We start from the raw sequence: 16,952 nt of genomic DNA, 5'->3' as shown, positions 1-16,952 counted from the left end.
CGCCGCCCGGGTGGGACGGCGCAAACCGCCCCACCGCCGGGGCTCTCAGGGGGTTTCGCGCCGCAGCCGGAACCAGTAGAAGCCGTGGCCGCCGAGGGTCAGCAGGTACGGCAGGTCGCCGATCGCCGGGAAGCGGACCCCGCCGAACAGTTCGACCGGGTGCCGGCCGCCGAACCGGCTGAGGTCCAGCTCGGTGGGCTGCGCGAACCGGGAGAAGTTGTGGACACACAGCACGAGGTCGTCCTCGTATTCCCGGAGGAACGCGAGCACTGCTGGGTTGGAGGACGGCAACTCGGTGTAGGACCCCAGTCCGAAGGCAGGATTCTGCTTACGGATCTCGATCATGCGGCGGGTCCAGTGCAGCAGCGACGACGGCGACGACATGGACGCCTCGACGTTGGTGACCTGGTAGCCGTGGACCGGGTCCATGATCGTGGGCAGGAACAGCCGACCCGGATCGCAGGACGAGAACCCGGCGTTGCGGTCCGGTGTCCACTGCATCGGCGTCCGCACCGCGTCCCGGTCGCCGAGCCAGATGTTGTCGCCCATGCCGATCTCGTCGCCGTAGTAGAGGATCGGCGAGCCGGGCAGGGAGAGCAGCAGGGCGGTGAACAGTTCGATCTGGTTGCGGTCGTTGTCGAGGAGCGGGGCCAGGCGCCGCCGGATGCCGATGTTGGCGCGCATACGCGGGTCCTTCGCGTACTCGGCCCACATGTAGTCGCGTTCCTCGTCGGTGACCATCTCCAGGGTCAGCTCGTCGTGGTTGCGCAGGAAGATGCCCCACTGGCAGTTGGAGGGGATGGCCGGGGTCTTGGCCAGGATCTCCGAGACCGGGTAGCGCGATTCCCGGCGTACGGCCATGAAGATGCGCGGCATGACCGGGAAGTGGAACGCCATGTGGCACTCGTCGCCGCCCGAGGCGTAGTCCCCGAAGTAGTCGACGACATCTTCCGGCCACTGGTTGGCCTCCGCGAGCAGCACCGTGTCCGGGTACTGGGTGTCGATCTCCTTGCGGACCCGCTTCAGGAACTCGTGCGTCGCCGGCAGGTTCTCGCAGTTGGTGCCCTCCCGCTGGTACAGGTACGGCACCGCGTCCAGCCGGAACCCGTCGATGCCCAGGTCCAGCCAGAACTTCAGCGCGGAGATCATTTCCTCCTGCACGGCCGGGTTCTCGTAGTTCAGGTCCGGCTGGTGCGAGAAGAACCGGTGCCAGTAGTACTGCTTGCGGACCGGGTCGAAGGTCCAGTTGGACGCCTCGGTGTCGACGAAGATGATCCGCGCGTCCTGGAACTGCTTGTCGTCGTCGGCCCAGACGTAGTAGTCCCCGTACGGGCCTTCCGGATCCCGCCGCGACTCCTGGAACCACGGGTGCTGGTCGCTGGTGTGGTTCATGACGAAGTCGATGATGACGCGCATGCCGCGCTGGTGGGCGGCGTCCACGAACTCCACGAAGTCGGCGAGGTCACCGAACTCCGGCAGGACGGCGGTGTAGTCGGCGACGTCGTAACCCCCGTCGCGCAGGGGGGACTTGAAGAACGGCGGCAGCCACAGGCAGTCCACGCCGAGCCACTGCAGATAGTCGAGCTTGGCGGTCAGGCCCTTGAGGTCGCCCACGCCGTCGCCGTTGCTGTCCTGGAAGGAGCGGACCAGGACCTCGTAGAAGACGGCGCGCTTGAACCACTCCGGATCCCGGTCCTTGGCAGGCGTGTCCTCGAAGGTGTCCGGCACGGGCTCGTTGACGATCATGTGGTGGGTGCCCCTCCGGTCTGCGGGGTGGACGGTCGCAGGACCGTGAGGACATGCGCGGGACTATGACCCGGTTCGAGTCGCACATAGTTGGTCCTGCCCCAGTGATAGGTCTCGCCGGTGAGCAGGTCGCGCACCGGCACCGACTCGTGCCAGCCCAGGCCGAGTTGCGGCATGTCCAACGAGACCGTCGCCTCCTGGGTGTGGTGGGGATCGAGGTTCGCGACGACCAGAACCGTGTTCGATCCGCTGCGCTTCGAGTAGGCGATCACCGCGTCCTTGTCGGTGTGGTGGAAGCGCAGATTGCGGAGCCGGTGCAGGGCCGGGTTCTGCCGCCGGATGGTGTTGAGGCGGGTGATGAGGGGGGCGAGGGTGCGGCCCTCGCGGGCGGCGGCGTCCCAGTCGCGGGGCTTGAGCTGGTACTTCTCCGAGTCGAGGTAGTCCTCACCGCCCTCCCTGAGGGGGGTGTTCTCGCACAGTTCGTAGCCGCTGTAGATGCCCCAGGTGGGGGAGAGGGTCGCGGCGAGGACGGCACGGGCCTCGAAGGCGGGCCGGCCGCCGTGCTGGAGGTAGGCGTGCAGGATGTCGGGGGTGTTGGCGAAGAAGTTCGGCCGCATCCAGGAGGCGGCCTCACCCGAGAGTTCGGTCAGGTACTCCGTCAGCTCCTGCTTGCTGTTGCGCCAGGTGAAGTAGGTGTACGACTGCTGGAAGCCGATCTGGGCCAGGGTGTGCATCATCGCCGGGCGGGTGAACGCCTCGGCCAGGAAGATGACGTCCGGGTCGCGGCCGTTGACCTCGGCGATGACCCGTTCCCAGAACACCACCGGCTTGGTGTGGGGGTTGTCGACGCGGAAGATCCGCACTCCGTGCCCCGTCCAGAACCGCAGCACGCGCACGGTCTCGGCGACCAGGCCGTCCATGTCCGCGTCGAACGCGATGGGGTAGATGTCCTGGTACTTCTTCGGCGGGTTCTCGGCGTAGGCGATCGTCCCGTCGGGGCGGTGGTGGAACCACTCGGGGTGCTTGTGCACCCAGGGGTGGTCCGGGGAGCACTGCAGCGCGAAGTCCAGGGCCACTTCCAGGCCGAGCGTGCGGGCCTCACCTACGAAATCGTCGAAGTCCTCCAGGGTGCCCAGCTGGGGGTGGATCGCGTCGTGGCCGCCTTCGGGGGAGCCGATCGCCCAGGGCACGCCGACGTCATGCGGTCCGGGGTCGAGGCTGTTGTTGGGGCCCTTGCGGAAGGTGGTGCCGATCGGGTGGATCGGGGGGAGGTAGACGACGTCGAAGCCCATGTCGGCGATGGGGCGCAGCCGGCGGGCGGCGGTGCGGAAGGTGCCGTGGGGCTGTTGGGGGGTGCCCTCGGAGCGGGGGAAGAACTCGTACCAGGAGCCGTACAGGGCGCGTTCGCGTTCCACCAGCAGCGGCATCGGCTCCGAGACGGTGACCAGCTCCCGCAGCGGATAGCGGGCCAGCACCTCCGCCACCTCCGGCGCCAGCGCCGCCGCGAGCCGCCAGGCCGCCGGGCGGTCCTCCGCGCGCAGGACGGCCGCGGTGTCCAGGAGCAGGGCGCGCCGTTCGTCGGGCACCTGTTCGGCCGCCCGCTCGTAGAGCCGCGCGCCCTCCTCCAGCACCAGCTCGGTGTCGATCCCGGCCGGGATCTTGATCCGCGCGTGGTGCCGCCAGGTGCCGACCGGGTCCGACCAGGCCTCCACGGTGTAGGTCCAGCGGCCGGGGGCGTCCGGGGTGACGTCCGCGCCCCAGCGGTCGGTTCCCGGGGCGAGTTCGCGCATCGGCGTCCAGGGGCCGGGGCGCCCCTTGGGGTCCCGGAGGACGACGTTGGCGGCGACGGCGTCGTGTCCCTCCCGGAACACCGTGGCCGACACCTCGAACGACTCACCGGTCACCGCTTTGGCGGGTTTGCGCCCCTGCTGGACCATCGGGCGGACGTCGAGGACCGGGATGCGGCCGATGACGGGTGCGGCGGGGGCGGGACGCCGCCCGGACGAGGCCGGGGCGGGGGCGTCCTGTGCGGGCTTCCTCGATTTCCCGCCCGGCGCTCTCCGCCGCGCCGGCTTGCGGGGGCTGTCCGCGGCCCGGCCGGCGTGGTCCGCCGTCCTGTCCGCGGGGTCCGCTGCCGTGCTGGTTGTCGGGGGTGCTGACGAGTGGTGCGTGGCGGGCATGACCGCTCCTGTCCGCGTCAACGAGGGTGTGGGCGGATGACTCTGGGGAGGTGGGTCCTGCGGGTGTGCTGCGGTACGGCTGTGGGGTGTACCGGAGGAGCCTTCCCACCCCGCTCGGGTGGGCAATCCGGAACATTGTTAACTACTCGCGCGTATGTCGACACACAAGTCCGGCCTCTTTTTCCGGGTGCCCGACGCGCCGGTGTCCAAGCCCCGTTCGTATGAACGGGATTGCCCCCGTGCCTTTCCCGGTGCGCGGGGGTCCGCGCCCCGTGCGTGCGTCCGGTGCGCCCGACACCCGCCCCGCCGCGTCCCCGCCGACGGCCCGTCAGCGGCTACGGTCGACAGTGACGTCGAGACGTACACGTCGGGGCCGTACGCCCCACGGGGCCCGTGCCGCCGTACGGTCCGCGCGGCCCCCTGCCGTGCCGTCTCACCCCGCGACGCGCCCGAGGTGGAAAGTGAAGGCGATCCGTCGGTTCACCGTCCGTCCCGCACTCCCCGACGCCCTCCGGCCACTGAGCGACCTGGCGCGCAATCTGCGCTGGTCCTGGCACACGGAGACGCGCGACCTGTTCCAGGCCGTCGACCCCGAGCGCTGGGCCGCCACCGAGGGCGATCCGGTACGGCTGCTGGGCAGTGTGCGGCCCGAACGGCTCGCCGAACTCGCCGGGGACCGGCGCTTCCGGCGCCGGCTCGGCGCGGTCGCCGACGACCTGAAGGACTACCTGACCGGCGACCGCTGGTACCAGGCACAGGGCGACGGCCTGCCCGCCGCCGTCGCCTACTTCTCCCCGGAGTTCGGCATCACGGCCGCCCTGCCGCAGTACTCCGGCGGCCTCGGCATCCTCGCCGGGGACCACCTCAAGGCCGCCAGCGACCTCGGCGTGCCCCTGATCGGTGTGGGACTGCTCTACCGGCACGGCTACTTCCGGCAGTCCCTGTCCCGGGACGGCTGGCAGCAGGAGCACTACCCGGTGCTCGACCCCAACGAACTGCCTCTCACCCTGCTGAAGGAGCCCGACGGCTCGCCCGCCCGGATCTCCCTCGCGCTGCCCGGCGGCACCGCGCTGCACGCCCGCGTCTGGCTGGCGCGGGTGGGCCGGGTGCCACTGCTGATGCTCGACTCCGACGTGGAGGAGAACGGCCCCGGCGAACGCGGGGTGACCGACCGGCTCTACGGCGGCGGCAGCGAGCACCGGCTGCTCCAGGAGATGCTGCTCGGCATAGGAGGGGTACGGGCCGTGCGCACGTACTGCCGGCTCACCGGGCACGCCGAGCCCGAGGTGTTCCACACCAACGAGGGGCACGCAGGCTTCCTCGGCCTGGAGCGGATCGCCGAACTGTGCGCGCGGGGCCTGGACTTCGACGCCGCCCTGGAGGCCGTACGGGCCGGGACGGTGTTCACCACGCACACCCCGGTCCCGGCCGGCATCGACCGCTTCGACCGGGAGCTGGTCGCCCGGCACTTCGGGCCCGACGCCGAACTGCCGGCCCTTCCGGTGCAGCGGATCCTGGCGCTCGGCATGGAGACGTACCCGGGCGGCGAGCCGAACCTGTTCAACATGGCCGTGATGGGGCTGCGCCTGGCCCAGCGCGCCAACGGGGTGTCCGTGCTGCACGGCCGGGTCAGCCGCGAGATGTTCGCGGGCCTCTGGCCCGGCTTCGACCCCGAGGAGGTGCCGATCACCTCCGTCACCAACGGGGTGCACGCGCCGACCTGGGTCGCCCCCGAGGTGTTCCGGCTCGGCGCCCGGCAGATCGGCGCCCAGCGGGCCGAGGACGCGCTGACCGTCGGCGGCTCGGACCGCTGGGACTCCGTCGCGGACATCCCCGACCAGGACATCTGGGAGCTGCGCCGGTGCCTGCGCGAGCAGCTCGTGGAAGAGGTACGGCAGCGGCTGCGCGCCTCCTGGCGGCAGCGCGGCGCAGGGGCCGCCGAGCTGGGCTGGATCGACGGCGTGCTCGACCCCGGCGTGCTGACGATCGGCTTCGCCCGCCGCGTCCCGTCGTACAAGCGGCTCACGCTGATGCTCCGCGACCGGGACCGGCTGACAGAACTGCTGCTGCACCCCGAACGGCCCCTTCAGATCGTCGTCGCGGGCAAGGCGCACCCGGCCGACGACAGCGGGAAGCGGCTCGTCCAGGAACTGGTGCGCTTCGCGGACGACCCGCGGGTCCGCCACCGCATCGTCTTCCTGCCCGACTACGGCATGGCGATGGCGCAGAAGCTCTACCCCGGCTGCGACGTCTGGCTGAACAACCCGCTGCGCCCGCTGGAGGCATGCGGCACGAGCGGGATGAAGGCGGCCCTCAACGGCTGCCTCAACCTCTCGGTGCTGGACGGCTGGTGGGACGAATGGTTCCAGCCGGACTTCGGCTGGCCGGTGCCGACGGCGGACGGCGCGGGCACCGACCCCGACCGGCGCGACGACCTTGAGGCGGCGGCGCTGTACGACCTGCTGGAGCGGCACGTCACGCCGCGCTTCTACGACCGCGGGCGCGGCGGTCTGCCCGACCGCTGGATCGAGATGGTCCGCCGGACCCTCACCCTGCTCGGCCCCAAGGTGCTGGCGGGCCGCATGGTCCGCGAGTACGTCGACCGCCTCTACACGCCGGCCGCCGTCTCCCACCGCTCCCTGACGCCGGACGCGGCAACCGAACTGGCCGCGTGGAAGGCGCGGGTGCGCGCGGCCTGGCACGGGGTGACGGTCGATCACGTGGAGACGACGGCGACCGCGGCCACCGCGGAACTGGGCACGACGGTCGGTCTGCGGGTCCGGGTCGGCCTCGGCGAGCTGACCCCGGACGACGTCGAGGTGCAGGCGGTCTCCGGCCGGGTGGACGCCGAGGACCGCATCACGGACGCGGTCACGGTCCCCCTGAAGCCGACGGGCACCCCCGACCTGGAGGGCCGCCGCGTCTACGAGGGGCCCCTGGCGCTGGACCGCACCGGCCCCTACGGCTACACGGTGCGCATCCTTCCCAGCCATCGGCTGCTCGCGTCCGGCGCGGAGTTGGGCCTGGTCACGGCGCCGTCGGAGGAGACGGGGGAGGGCGCCGGGGTACTGCTGCGCTGAGGGCCGCCCCCGTCCGGCCCGGGCCCGACTCTCGTCCCATGCCGAAATATTTACCGTTCAAGACCCTAGGCAGCGACCCTACGCCTAGGTAACTTACTCGCGGGTCACCTCCTTGTGATCCAGTTCACCAGGTGCTCACGATCTGCGGGGGAGAGTCATGCCCAAAACCAGCAAGCGGGTCCTGGCGACGGCGGTCGTAGCGGCACTGGCCTCGGCAGCCGTACCGGCCGCCACCGCCGCCGCGGCGACCACGTCACCGTCGTCCTCGCCCACGTCGTCGTCCTCGTCCTCGTCGGGTGACGCGTTCTACACGTACGACGGCAGCAAGCCGCTGTCCTCGTACGCGCCGGGCGCCGTGCTCAAGAGGCGGACGCTGACGTACCACATCGTGGGCGTGCCCACACCGCTCAAGGCCATCCAGCTGCTCTACCGGACCACCGACGCCCAGGGCCGCCCGGCCGCCAACGTGACCACGGTGGTGCGCAGCATCACGGGTGACGGCAGCAAGGCGGTGTCGTACCAGTCGTTCTACGACTCCCTCAACCCGGCCGACGGACCGTCCCGCGCGATCGCGGGCGACGTCAGCCTGGGCGGGCTCATCGCGAACACCGAGAACCTGTTCCTGGCGCCGCTGGTGGCGCAGGGCTACACCGTCGTCATCCCCGACACCGAGGGCCAGAGCGCCGACTTCGCGGCCGGCCCCGAGTACGCGCGGAACACCCTGGACTCGATCCGCGCGGCCTCGGACCCCGCCGCGGACACGGGCATGACCACGGACACGCGGGTCGGCCTCATCGGCTACTCGGGCGGGGCCATCGCCACCAACTGGGCCTCGGCGCTGGCCCCTTCCTACGCCCCCGACGTCAACGAGCGGCTGGTCGGCTACGCCGAGGGCGGGCTGCTCGTGGACCCCGCGCACAACCTCAAGTACGTCAACGGCTCCCTCGTCTGGTCCGGCGTCATCCCCATGGCCGTCATCGGGGTCGCCCGCTCCTACGGCATCGACCTCAAGCCCTACCTCAACGACTACGGCCTGAAGGTGTACTCCTCCCTGGAGCACGGCTCCCTCCTCGACGCGCTCGGCCACTACCCCGGCCTGACCTGGAAGAAGCTGACGAAGCCGGCATACAGCGACCCCGACTCGATCCCCGAGTTCGTCGAGGCGGTCAACAAGGTCAACCTCGGCTCGGCGCCCACCCCGACGATCCCCGGCTTCATCGCCGAGGGCAACGGCGGCGTCTTCGAGGGCACCTTCGGCAACCCGCCCGGCATCGGCAGGGGCGACGGCGTCATGGTCTCCGGCGACGTCCGGGCGCTGGCCCGCCAGTACTGCGCCACCGGCAAGGCCCCCCTCAAGTACCACCAGTACGACCTCCTCAGCCACATCGGCACGGCCGCCGCCTGGGCCCCCCAGGCCCTCGCCTACCTCAACGCCCGTTTCACCACGAAGCCGGCCCCCACCAGCTGCGGCAGCATCCCGGCGGGCAACGACCTCACCCCGGAACAGCCGACGGATCCTTCCTGACCCCCGCACCGACTCCACGCGGCGGGGCCGCACGTGCCTTCTCGCGCTTCCTCGCAGGGCCCCTTGTTGGAAGGATTGCCGCTCATGGCGATCGACATGGACCTCAACCTTGCGACACAGCTGCCTGCGGCCGATGTCGCGGGCCGGCTCGCTGAGATCGGCAGGGACACCGGTGTGTTCGGCGCCGAATTCACCGGCGAGCGACTGATGAACAAACAGGTGTTCCTGTACACCCCGCAGGGCATGTGGGTTCGCGTTCTTGAGGAGGAACCCCCACACCCCTGGGACCCCATCGTCACTGATCTCGGCCTGACCCGGACTGCGGCGGTGGCGTTCCGTATGGGGAAGGAAACGGAAACCTGGATTCAGCAAGACGACATGATCCGTCTCGTGGCGCCGTTGCTGGCCCGGGTCGACGGTGATGCGGTACTGCACTTCCAGTACGAGGTGATCTGGCTTTTCCGCAAGAACGGCGAACTGAACCTCAACGAACGGGACGACATCTGGCGTCCCGAGCGCCTCTCCTTGCTGCAACAGCCCTACCGACGGCAAACCCACATGTTCGACTCCTTCTGATGGGGGTCGGCGGGGGAGCGGGCCATGGCGTTTCGCTTCCCTGCCGGTGAGCTTCCAGCCCGCACTAGGGTGTTCCAGCGCCGAGGTCACGCATGCGTTCAGCACCTCAGATCACGGGATTTTGCGTCCCGTGTCCCTTGGCTTCATCGTCGCGTCCCTCGGCATGACCGGGATCAGGTGACCAACGACGGTGGTGCGATCGTCCGTGCTCGCTCATAGAGGTCGTGCGCCGTCGGGTTCTTCAGATGGGGTCGCAGGAGGCCGAACATGGTCCTGATCCGGTCGTCGGCGCGAGCGGACTGCACCATCGGGTAGTCGTCGAGCGCCTGGTGCCAGATAGCGCAGGCCGCATCCAGGTGACCGATCTCCAGTTTGCGCTCAGCCAGGGTGCCGCGGTGCCGTACACGGGCGCGTCGGTAGACGCTGTAGCGCACCTTGTCCGACTCCTGCATGGCTTCGATGGCGCCGGAAACGTCACCGAGTTCGTAACGGACTTGGCTGATGTGGTAGTTGAGTGCCGCAGGATCATACGAACCGAACGCCTTGCCGCGCGACTCGGCGCGGTCCATGGCTTCCTCAGCCTCTCGGATGTACCGCATTGCGGCTGCCCGGTTGCCTGTCTGCGCGGCGGCGTGCGCCTGTTGACCGGCGAGGAAGGCCCGCATACGGGGCCCGGCTTTCGGGGAGGCCGCAGCAGCGACGTCGGCCAGCTCCATGGCCTTCGTCCCATGGCGGAGGTCGATCGCCTGGACGCTCATGCCGCGCAGGGTGGTGCAGTAGGTCAGATGGTCCTCGGCGGCGCCCGCCAGTTCGAGTGATCTAGGGCTGACGCCAGGCGGGGCGGAGCCGTACGCGGCCCCGCCCCGCCGCACGACATCGGAAAGGGACGACATGCTGTCGATGCGTCTGCGCTTGGCCGATCTCCAGGAGCCCGAGTGGAGATCGCAGGGCGGCCGTTGGATCAACGGCGAGAGCTGGATCGAGCCCGCGAACGTGTCCACGTTGGTCATGGAGGTCAGCGACGACCAGGCACCTTGCGTACGGGTCCGCGTGAAGGAGTGCAAGCGGGGCGAGGCCGACTTCGTCGCACTCACCATGGAGCCGGGGGGAAGCCCGTCTGTCGACGGGTGTCTTCGGCACGGCCCCGCTCTATCTGACAGAAAAGGCCGGTGAGCTGCACGCTTCGTGGGACCTGGCACTGCTGCGACCGCATCTGCGGGCCGACCGTCTGGTGCCGCGCGTTGTCGCCCGAACGCTGACGAGGCAGCACCGCTACACGTCCGAGACGCTCTTCCAAGGCGTCTACCGCCTCACCGAACGGGCAGCGGCCACATTCACCCCTTCGGGACTCAGCATCCACTACCCCGACCCCGCCGAACACGTACTTGAGCCACGTACGCTGCGTCCCGGCGTTGATCCACTCGCCGCTCTGGACGAGTTGCTGACTGACGTGAGCCGCCAGGCGCCGACGGCAACCGGATGCGTGGGCGTGGAGCTGTCCGGTGGCGCGGACTCCGGGAACGTCGCCCTGGCCTTGAAGGCAGGCCGCTTCCCTGAGGTGTACAGCTTCGGCCTGCTGGTGGGAGGAAGCATTGGCAGGAAGCAGCGCGAGCGGCGCCGGGCCCTGGTGGAGCACTGCGGCTTCCGGGACACGGCCACCCCCGCCATGCGGCACCCACCCTTCTGCGCCGGAGGCGTGCGCGATCTGTGCAAGCCGCACGATCCGGCGGGAGCCTTCTACCAGGAGGCGTTCGACGTCGTGCGCGAGCAGGCAGCCGCCCGGCGGTGCGAGGTCATGTTCACGGGCAGCGGTGGGGACGAGGTCAACGCCCACCACTCCAGGACACAGGCCGAACTGCCGACGCCGGAACCCGTGCCGTGGCTCGGCGGCAACGCAATCCGAGCGCTCACCGACGTCAACGAGCACCTGGCCCCCATTCCGGTGCTGCCCCTACCGACCCTGATGGCGTTCGGAATGCACAACCCCGGGTTCCTCAGGGCCGGAATCTGGCCGGTGAGCCCGCTCGCACACCCACGCATTGTGCGCTTCATGGAGCAGTTACCGCACGAACACAAGCGTGGCAAGGCGCTGTTCCGCGAGCGGATCCGGCGGGCCGGGCTGCCCGAGTGGGTGGCCAATCCGGCCGAACCGGAGAACCTCCTGGCCGTTCTGGAAAAGGGGTTGCGTTCGTACGGCTTGTCGGTCTTGGACGACATGATGAAGGAGTCCATCCTGGTGGACCTCGGCTACGTTGACGGTAGAGCTCTCGCCCAGGCACGGAGGAACGCCGACTCCGTGCTGGTCGTTCCCGATCTGCTGTGCGATGTGGTCGCCCTGGAGATCGGCCTGCGAAGCCTCATGTGACCAGCCCCATCACGGAAGCGGAGCACGTGGAAGCCACCAACCTGCTGTACCGCGATCCGGCACTCTACGACGTGGTCCAGTCCGACAGCACGAGTTCCGCAATGTGCGAGACCCTGATCGAGCTGCACAGGCCGGACGCCGGAACCCTTGTCGACTTCGGATGCGGTACCGGCCGCGACCTGGGGATCCTCGCCAAGCGCTTCGAGTGCATCGGCGTGGACCTCCAGCCCGGCATGGTCGACTACGCCCATCAGGCCCGGCCCGGGCTGGACATCCGCACCGGCGATATGCGCACCGCACGACTCGGCAGCCGCATGGACGTGGTGACGTGCATGGGCAACAGCCTCGCCTACGTGCACGGTAACGAGGCGATCAGCCAGGTCTTCGCCACCTTCGCCGCCCACGCCCGGCCAGGAGCGCTGCTCGTGCTCTGTTCCCCCATCGCCCCGATCACCCGGACAGAGGCAACCACCGCCACGGTCGACACCCCGACGGGATCCGCGACCGTCACCATCCGCCACACGTGGGATCTGCGGACCCAGATCAACACCATGTACCGGCACTGGATGCTCCCCTCGGGCGACGAGGCCCGAGACGAGATCCGCAGACGTGTCCTGTTCCCCCAAGAGCTCGAACGCTACGCGGAGGGCGCCGGCTTCGAGGTCCTGGACATGCTCGACGGCACAGGTGCTGGGCTCACTGGCCCCACCGCGTACACGGTGGCCCGACAAAATCCGCGGTGACCGGCGGAACGATAAATGGCACCAGCACCGCCGCCCGACTCCTGACGGCAGTCGGTTGGGCGGCCGTGCCGCGGGAGAGTCAGTCGTAGGACTGGGGGGACCTCAGTCCTCCTCCGCCCCCGAGCTCAGCTTGCGCAGTACGACCCCGCAGCGGCGGGCGTAGGCGTGTTGGAGGCCTCGGGTGGCGGGGCCGCCGGCTCGGGCGTACCACTTGGCGCCGCGGCTGAAGGCGGCGACGGTGAGCCAGACCGTGCCGTCGCCGGTGCGGTCGACGATGAAGGCCTCCTCGCCGGCCTCGGGGTGGCCCTCCAGGGTGCCGTAGGCCCAGCCGCTGCGGCGGGGGTGCTCTATGGTCCAGATGATGCGGCAGGGTGCCTTTATCAGGCCGGCCAGGGTGACCGTGACGTTGACGCCGGAGGCGGCGCGCTCGGCGCTCGCGTCGATGCCCACGCCCATCGCGCGGTGCATCTCCCAGGTGAGGACCGCCTCGGCGGCCCGGTCGAAGACCTCCTGTCCCTCGCCGATGCGTGTGCGCACGAGCATGGGATGGAAGCCGGGCGGGCAGACGGTCAGGTCGTCGCGGGTCGCGCCGACCGGCTCGTAGGAGAAGGACGCGGATGACATGGGTCACAAGGGTAGGGCGGCACCCGGAGTGATCTTTCGCCGGGTGCCGCCCAGGGGAATCGGAAACCCCCCGGTTACTTCACGTTCACCGCGGTCCAGGCCGCGGCCACCGTCTTGTACTCGGTGCTGGTGGCGCCGTACAGGTCGGACGCCGCCTTCAGGGTCGCCGTGCGGGCGGCCTTGTAGTCGGTCGTCGAGGTCATGTACGTGGTCAGGGCCTTGTACCAGACCTGGAGTGCCTTGGCGCGGCCGATGCCGGTGACCTTGGAGCCGTCGGCCGTCGGGGAGTTGTACTTGACCCCGTTGATGGTCTTCGCGCCGCTGCCCTCCGCGAGGAGGTAGAAGAAGTGGTTGGCGACGCCGGAGGAGTAGTGGACGTCCTTGTTGCCGACGCCGGAGGACCAGTAGTCGGCGGAGCCGCCGTCCTTGCTGGGCTTGTCCATGTAGCGCAGCGGCGTGCCGTCGCCGTTGATGTCGATCTTCTCGCCGATGAGGTAGTCGCCCTTGTCGGTGGCGTTGTTGGCGAAGAACTCCACGCCGGTGCCGAAGATGTCGGAGGTGGCCTCGTTCAGGCCGCCGGACTCACCGCTGTACTCCAGGCCGGCGGTGTTGGACGTGACGCCGTGGCTCATCTCGTGCCCGGCGACGTCCAGCGCGGTGAGCGGGTGGTCGTTGCCCTCGCCGTCGCCGTAGGTCATGCAGAAGCAGCTGTCGTCCCAGAACGCGTTCACGTACGAGTTGCCATAGTGCACGCGCGAGTAGGCGGCCTTGCCGTCGTTCTTGATGCCGTTGCGGCCGAACGTCTTCTTGTAGAAGTCCCAGGTCTCCTGCGCGCCGTAGGCCGCGTCGACCGCCGCGGTCTGGTCGGTGGCCGAGCTGGACGCCTTGCCGGTGCCCCAGACGTTGTCGGCATCCGTGAACAGGGTGCCCTTGGCGCCGCTGCTGCTGTGCTTGAGGTTGTACGTCTTGTGGCCGCCGCGCGTGGTGTCGTACAGCTGGTACGACGAGCCCGACTTCTGCGTGTTCAGGCCGACCGTGCCGGAGTACAGGCTCTTGCCCGTGCCCACGCCGGTCTCGATGGTCTGGTGCTCGAAGAGCTTCTTGCCGGTGGCGGCGTCGGTGATGACGTGCAGGCCGTTGGGGGTGCCGTCGTCCTGGAGGCCGCCGACGACCGTCTCGTAGGCGAGGACGGGCTTGCCGGAGCCGGCCCAGATCACCTTGCGGGCGCCGTCCGCCGCGGTCCTGGCCGAGCCGAGGGTCCGGGCGGCGCCGAGCGCCTGCTTCTCGGCCTTGGCCGGGGTGATCTTCGGGGTGAGCGAGGCGACCTTGATTCTGGCCGTGGTCGCCTTGGTGACACCCTCGGTCCTGCCGGACTTGGCGGTGTGGACGATCAGGTCGCCGCCGAGGACGGGCAGTCCGGCGTAGGTGCGCTCGTAGCGGGTGTGGACGGTGCCGTCGGTGTCGCGGACGACGTCCTTGGCTATCAGCTTCTCCTTGGCGCCGAGGCCCAGGGACCGCGCCGTGTCCGCCGCGTCGGCCTGGGCGTCCTGGATCAGCGTGCCGCGGGCGCCGGCGGTCAGGGCGGCCGGGGCCGCGCCCGAGGCGGTGGTGTGCGTGGCGGGGGTGTCCGCGAAGGCACCGGCGGCCAGCGCGCCGGAGACCAGGGCGCCGGCGGCGACCGCGGTGGAGACGACGAGTGTGGTGCGCTTGCGTCGCGCGTGGACGGGGCTCACAGAAGCTCCTTGTCGTGGGGGGTCGGGGCAGCGCGGAGCAGCTGCCCTTCGGTGGTGCGGTGGTGCTCTCCTGCGGCGGTCTACAGAGCATCACATTCACGGCGCGTACATGTCAGGATCTTCACAGAGCCTTGGCTAAAGGGTCACGGCTGGCGAAGGTCCTGAGCGTGCGGGCGCCGCCCGGGGTCACCCCCGGACGGCGCTCACGCACTGGTGCGACGACTGCTGCGGCTTACGGGAAGACGAGCTTGAAGTCGTCGATGTAGCCGGTGTCGCCGGAGTACATGTCCTGCACGCGCAGCTTCCAGGTGCCGTTGGCCGCGACACTGGAGGCGTCGACCGTCCAGGTCTGGTGCACGCCGCTGGAGGAGTCGCTGTAGCTGGCGTTCTTCAGCCGGGCCGAGGCGCCGTTCGGGGCGACCAGGTCGATCTGGAGGTCACCGGCGTAGGAGTGCACGATGTCGACCGACACCTGCAGGTTGGCCGGCGCGTTGCCGCTGTGGCCCGTGACGCTGACCGACGAGGTGACGGCCGAACCGTGGTCCGGGATCGCGACGTTGGCGCTGTTCTCGAACGTGGAGCCGCCGCTCGGGTCGCCCGGGTCGCCCGGGTCGGTGCCGCCGGAGCGCGCACCCACGTTGACGCCCGCCCACGCGTCCTGCACCGCCTTGTACTCGGCGCTGGACGTGCCGTACAGCTCGCCCGCGGCCGCGAGGGTGCCGGTACGGGCGCCCGCGTAGTCGGTGGTGGAGGTGAACTTCGTGGTCAGCGCGCGGTACCAGATCTGCAGCGCCTTGTCCCGGCCGATGCCGGTGACCGGAAGGCCGTCCGACGTGGGCGAGTCGTAGTTCACGCCGTTGATGGTCTTCGCGCCGCTGCCCTCGGACAGCAGGTAGAAGAAGTGGTTGGCGACGCCGGAGGAGTAGTGGACGTCCTTGTTGCCGACGCCGGAGGACCAGTAGTCGGCGGAGCCGCCGTCCTTGCTGGGCTTGTCCATGTAGCGCAGCGGCGTGCCGTCGCCGTTGATGTCGATCTTCTCGCCGATCAGGTAGTCACCCTTGTCGGACGAGTTGTTGGCGTACCACTCGACGCCGGTGCCCATGATGTCGGAGGTGGCCTCGTTCAGGCCGCCGGACTCACCGCTGTACTCCAGGCCGGCGGTGTTGGACGTGACGCCGTGGCTCATCTCGTGGCCGGCCACGTCCAGCGAGGTCAGCGGGTCGGCGTTGTTCGAGCCGTCGCCGTAGGTCATGCAGAAGCAGCTGTCGTCCCAGAACGCGTTCACGTACGAGTTGCCGTAGTGGACGCGCGAGTAGGCGCCGACGCCGTCGTTGCGGATGCCGCTGCGGTTGAACGTGTTCTTGTAGAAGTCCCAGGTCTCCTGCGCGCCGTAGGCGGCGTCCGCGCCCGCGGTGGCGGCGTTGGAGTTGGTGCCGTCGCCCCAGGTGTCGCCGGCCTGCGAGAACAGCGAACCGGTGCCGGACGTACCGTGGTTGAGGTTGTACGTCTTGTGGCCGCCGCGCGCGGTGTCGGTCAGGGTGTAGCCCGAACCCGACTGGCTGGTGGTCAGCGAGACCTGGCCGCTGTAGTGGGTGTTGCCGACACCGGTCTCGATGCCCTGGTAGCGGAACAGCTCCTTGCCCGTGTTGGCGTCGGTGATGACGTGCAGCTGGTTCGGGGTGCCGTCGTCCTGGAAGCCGCCGACGACCGTCTCGTACGCCAGCACCGGCTTGCCGCTCGCCGCCCAGATGACCTTGCGGGAGGACCGGTCGACGTCCGCCTTCTTGCTGCCCAGCGCCTTGGCCTGGCCGACGGCCTTCTGCTGGACGCTCGCCTTCGACACGTTGGCGGTGAGGTCCTTGACCGCCACGCTCGCCTTCATGGCCTTGGCCACGTGCTCCGTCTGACCGGACTTGGCGGTGTCGACGATCAGGTCGCCGCCGAGGACGGGCAGACCGGCGTAGGTACGCTCGTAGCGGGTGTGCAGGGTGCCGTCGTGGTCCTTGACGACGTCCTTGACGACCAGCTTCTCCTGCGAGCCGAGGCCCAGCTCCTTGGCCGCGTGCGCCTTGGCGCCGTCGGCGTCCCGGATCAGCTCGGCGCGCTGCGAGGGGGTGAGCTTGAGGGCGACGTGGGCCTGGTCCGGCTTCGCGTGGTGGGCCGCGTCGGTGGGGGTGGCGCTCGCCGCGCCCGCCTGCACCGCCGTGGCGATGAGGGCCGCGACACCGGCCAGGGCGACGCCTGCCGCCCGGCGGTGGGATATGGGGGAGGTGCTGCTACTCAACACGTACTCCTTCTGCGTGGCCGCGGGTCCCACGGCCAATGGGGAGACCGGACGAGGGGTGGCCCGTCCGGGCAGAACTGGTGGTGCGCAGAGCAA

11 protein-coding genes are annotated in these 16,952 nt (G+C 69.7%); 5 read left to right on the top strand and 6 right to left on the bottom strand.

Features of this window, described 5'->3' with window-relative positions; all coding sequences use genetic code 11:
- Nucleotides 1-45: 45 nt before the first annotated feature.
- Entirely contained in the window at nucleotides 46-1,746 is a 1,701-nt protein-coding gene (gene treS, locus DBP14_RS08945) for a maltose alpha-D-glucosyltransferase (RefSeq protein WP_129306481.1), read from the bottom strand.
- Nucleotides 1,743-3,926, bottom strand: a complete 2,184-nt coding sequence (locus tag DBP14_RS08940; protein ID WP_129306480.1) for an alpha-1,4-glucan--maltose-1-phosphate maltosyltransferase — start codon at nucleotides 3,924-3,926, stop codon at nucleotides 1,743-1,745. Before DBP14_RS08940 ends, treS begins: the two co-directional genes overlap by 4 nt.
- 461 nt (nucleotides 3,927-4,387) lie before the next feature.
- Here DBP14_RS08940 and DBP14_RS08935 point away from each other — a divergent pair, with 461 nt between their 5' ends.
- The 3 genes from DBP14_RS08935 to DBP14_RS08925 all read left to right on the top strand — a co-directional run bounded on the left by DBP14_RS08935 (nucleotide 4,388) and on the right by DBP14_RS08925 (nucleotide 9,107).
- A complete protein-coding gene (locus DBP14_RS08935) occupies nucleotides 4,388-7,006 on the top strand; it encodes a glycosyltransferase family 1 protein (protein ID WP_129306479.1) in 2,619 nt (872 codons plus the stop codon).
- Nucleotides 7,007-7,163: 157 nt separating this feature from the next.
- Nucleotides 7,164-8,531: a lipase family protein gene (locus DBP14_RS08930; RefSeq protein ID WP_129306478.1), complete on the top strand. Its 1,368-nt coding sequence runs from the start codon at nucleotides 7,164-7,166 to the stop codon at nucleotides 8,529-8,531.
- An 84-nt stretch (nucleotides 8,532-8,615) separates the two neighbouring features.
- On the top strand, nucleotides 8,616-9,107 hold the full coding sequence (locus DBP14_RS08925; RefSeq protein ID WP_129306477.1) for a SitI3 family protein: 492 nt from the start codon (nucleotides 8,616-8,618) through the stop codon (nucleotides 9,105-9,107).
- Between the two features lie 173 nt (nucleotides 9,108-9,280).
- Here the strand turns inward: DBP14_RS08925 and DBP14_RS08920 are convergent, their stop codons facing one another.
- Complete coding sequence (locus DBP14_RS08920) at nucleotides 9,281-10,117, bottom strand: transcriptional regulator (protein ID WP_241740849.1); 837 nt, start codon at nucleotides 10,115-10,117, stop codon at nucleotides 9,281-9,283.
- 221 nt (nucleotides 10,118-10,338) lie between these two features.
- On the opposite strand from DBP14_RS08920, the gene DBP14_RS08915 reads away from it, so the two are divergent.
- Entirely contained in the window at nucleotides 10,339-11,472 is a 1,134-nt protein-coding gene (locus DBP14_RS08915; RefSeq protein WP_241740848.1) for an asparagine synthase-related protein, read from the top strand.
- The gene (locus tag DBP14_RS08910; protein WP_206739233.1) at nucleotides 11,469-12,215 is read left to right on the top strand and encodes a class I SAM-dependent methyltransferase; all 747 of its coding nucleotides are present in this window, start codon (nucleotides 11,469-11,471) and stop codon (nucleotides 12,213-12,215) included. The genes DBP14_RS08915 and DBP14_RS08910 overlap by 4 nt, the downstream gene beginning before the upstream one ends.
- Nucleotides 12,216-12,317: 102 nt before the next feature.
- Here DBP14_RS08910 and DBP14_RS08905 read toward each other — a convergent pair whose 3' ends face one another.
- The 3 genes from DBP14_RS08905 to DBP14_RS08895 form a co-directional block, all read right to left on the bottom strand.
- Nucleotides 12,318-12,839, bottom strand: a complete 522-nt coding sequence (locus tag DBP14_RS08905) for a DUF1990 domain-containing protein (RefSeq protein ID WP_129306476.1) — start codon at nucleotides 12,837-12,839, stop codon at nucleotides 12,318-12,320.
- A 74-nt stretch (nucleotides 12,840-12,913) separates the two neighbouring features.
- Nucleotides 12,914-14,572 carry a M4 family metallopeptidase gene (locus tag DBP14_RS08900; RefSeq protein WP_129306475.1) on the bottom strand — a complete coding sequence of 553 codons (1,659 nt, stop codon included), beginning with the start codon at nucleotides 14,570-14,572 and terminating at the stop codon, nucleotides 12,914-12,916.
- A gap of 232 nt (nucleotides 14,573-14,804) precedes the next feature.
- Nucleotides 14,805-16,859 (bottom strand): M4 family metallopeptidase, encoded by a 2,055-nt coding sequence (locus DBP14_RS08895; RefSeq protein WP_129306474.1) that lies wholly within the window; start codon nucleotides 16,857-16,859, stop codon nucleotides 14,805-14,807.
- Nucleotides 16,860-16,952: the final 93 nt, after the last annotated feature.

This window comes from Streptomyces sp. L2 (assembly GCF_004124325.1).
In the GTDB taxonomy this organism is placed as follows: Bacteria; Actinomycetota; Actinomycetes; order Streptomycetales; family Streptomycetaceae; genus Streptomyces.
Note: the sequence above shows the minus strand (reverse complement) of the source record. Positions and strands in the feature narration are given on the sequence as shown.

What these genes read in the sequence shown, in the direction of transcription:
- treS (WP_129306481.1), bottom strand. Translation starts at nt 1,746, where the DNA reads ATGATCGTCAACGAGCCCGTGCCGGACACCTTCGAGGACACGCCTGCC.
- DBP14_RS08940 (WP_129306480.1), bottom strand. Translation starts at nt 3,926, where the DNA reads ATGCCCGCCACGCACCACTCGTCAGCACCCCCGACAACCAGCACGGCA.
- DBP14_RS08930 (WP_129306478.1), top strand. Translation starts at nt 7,164, where the DNA reads ATGCCCAAAACCAGCAAGCGGGTCCTGGCGACGGCGGTCGTAGCGGCA.
- DBP14_RS08925 (WP_129306477.1), top strand. Translation starts at nt 8,616, where the DNA reads ATGGCGATCGACATGGACCTCAACCTTGCGACACAGCTGCCTGCGGCC.
- DBP14_RS08920 (WP_241740849.1), bottom strand. Translation starts at nt 10,117, where the DNA reads ATGACCAACGTGGACACGTTCGCGGGCTCGATCCAGCTCTCGCCGTTG.
- DBP14_RS08905 (WP_129306476.1), bottom strand. Translation starts at nt 12,839, where the DNA reads ATGTCATCCGCGTCCTTCTCCTACGAGCCGGTCGGCGCGACCCGCGAC.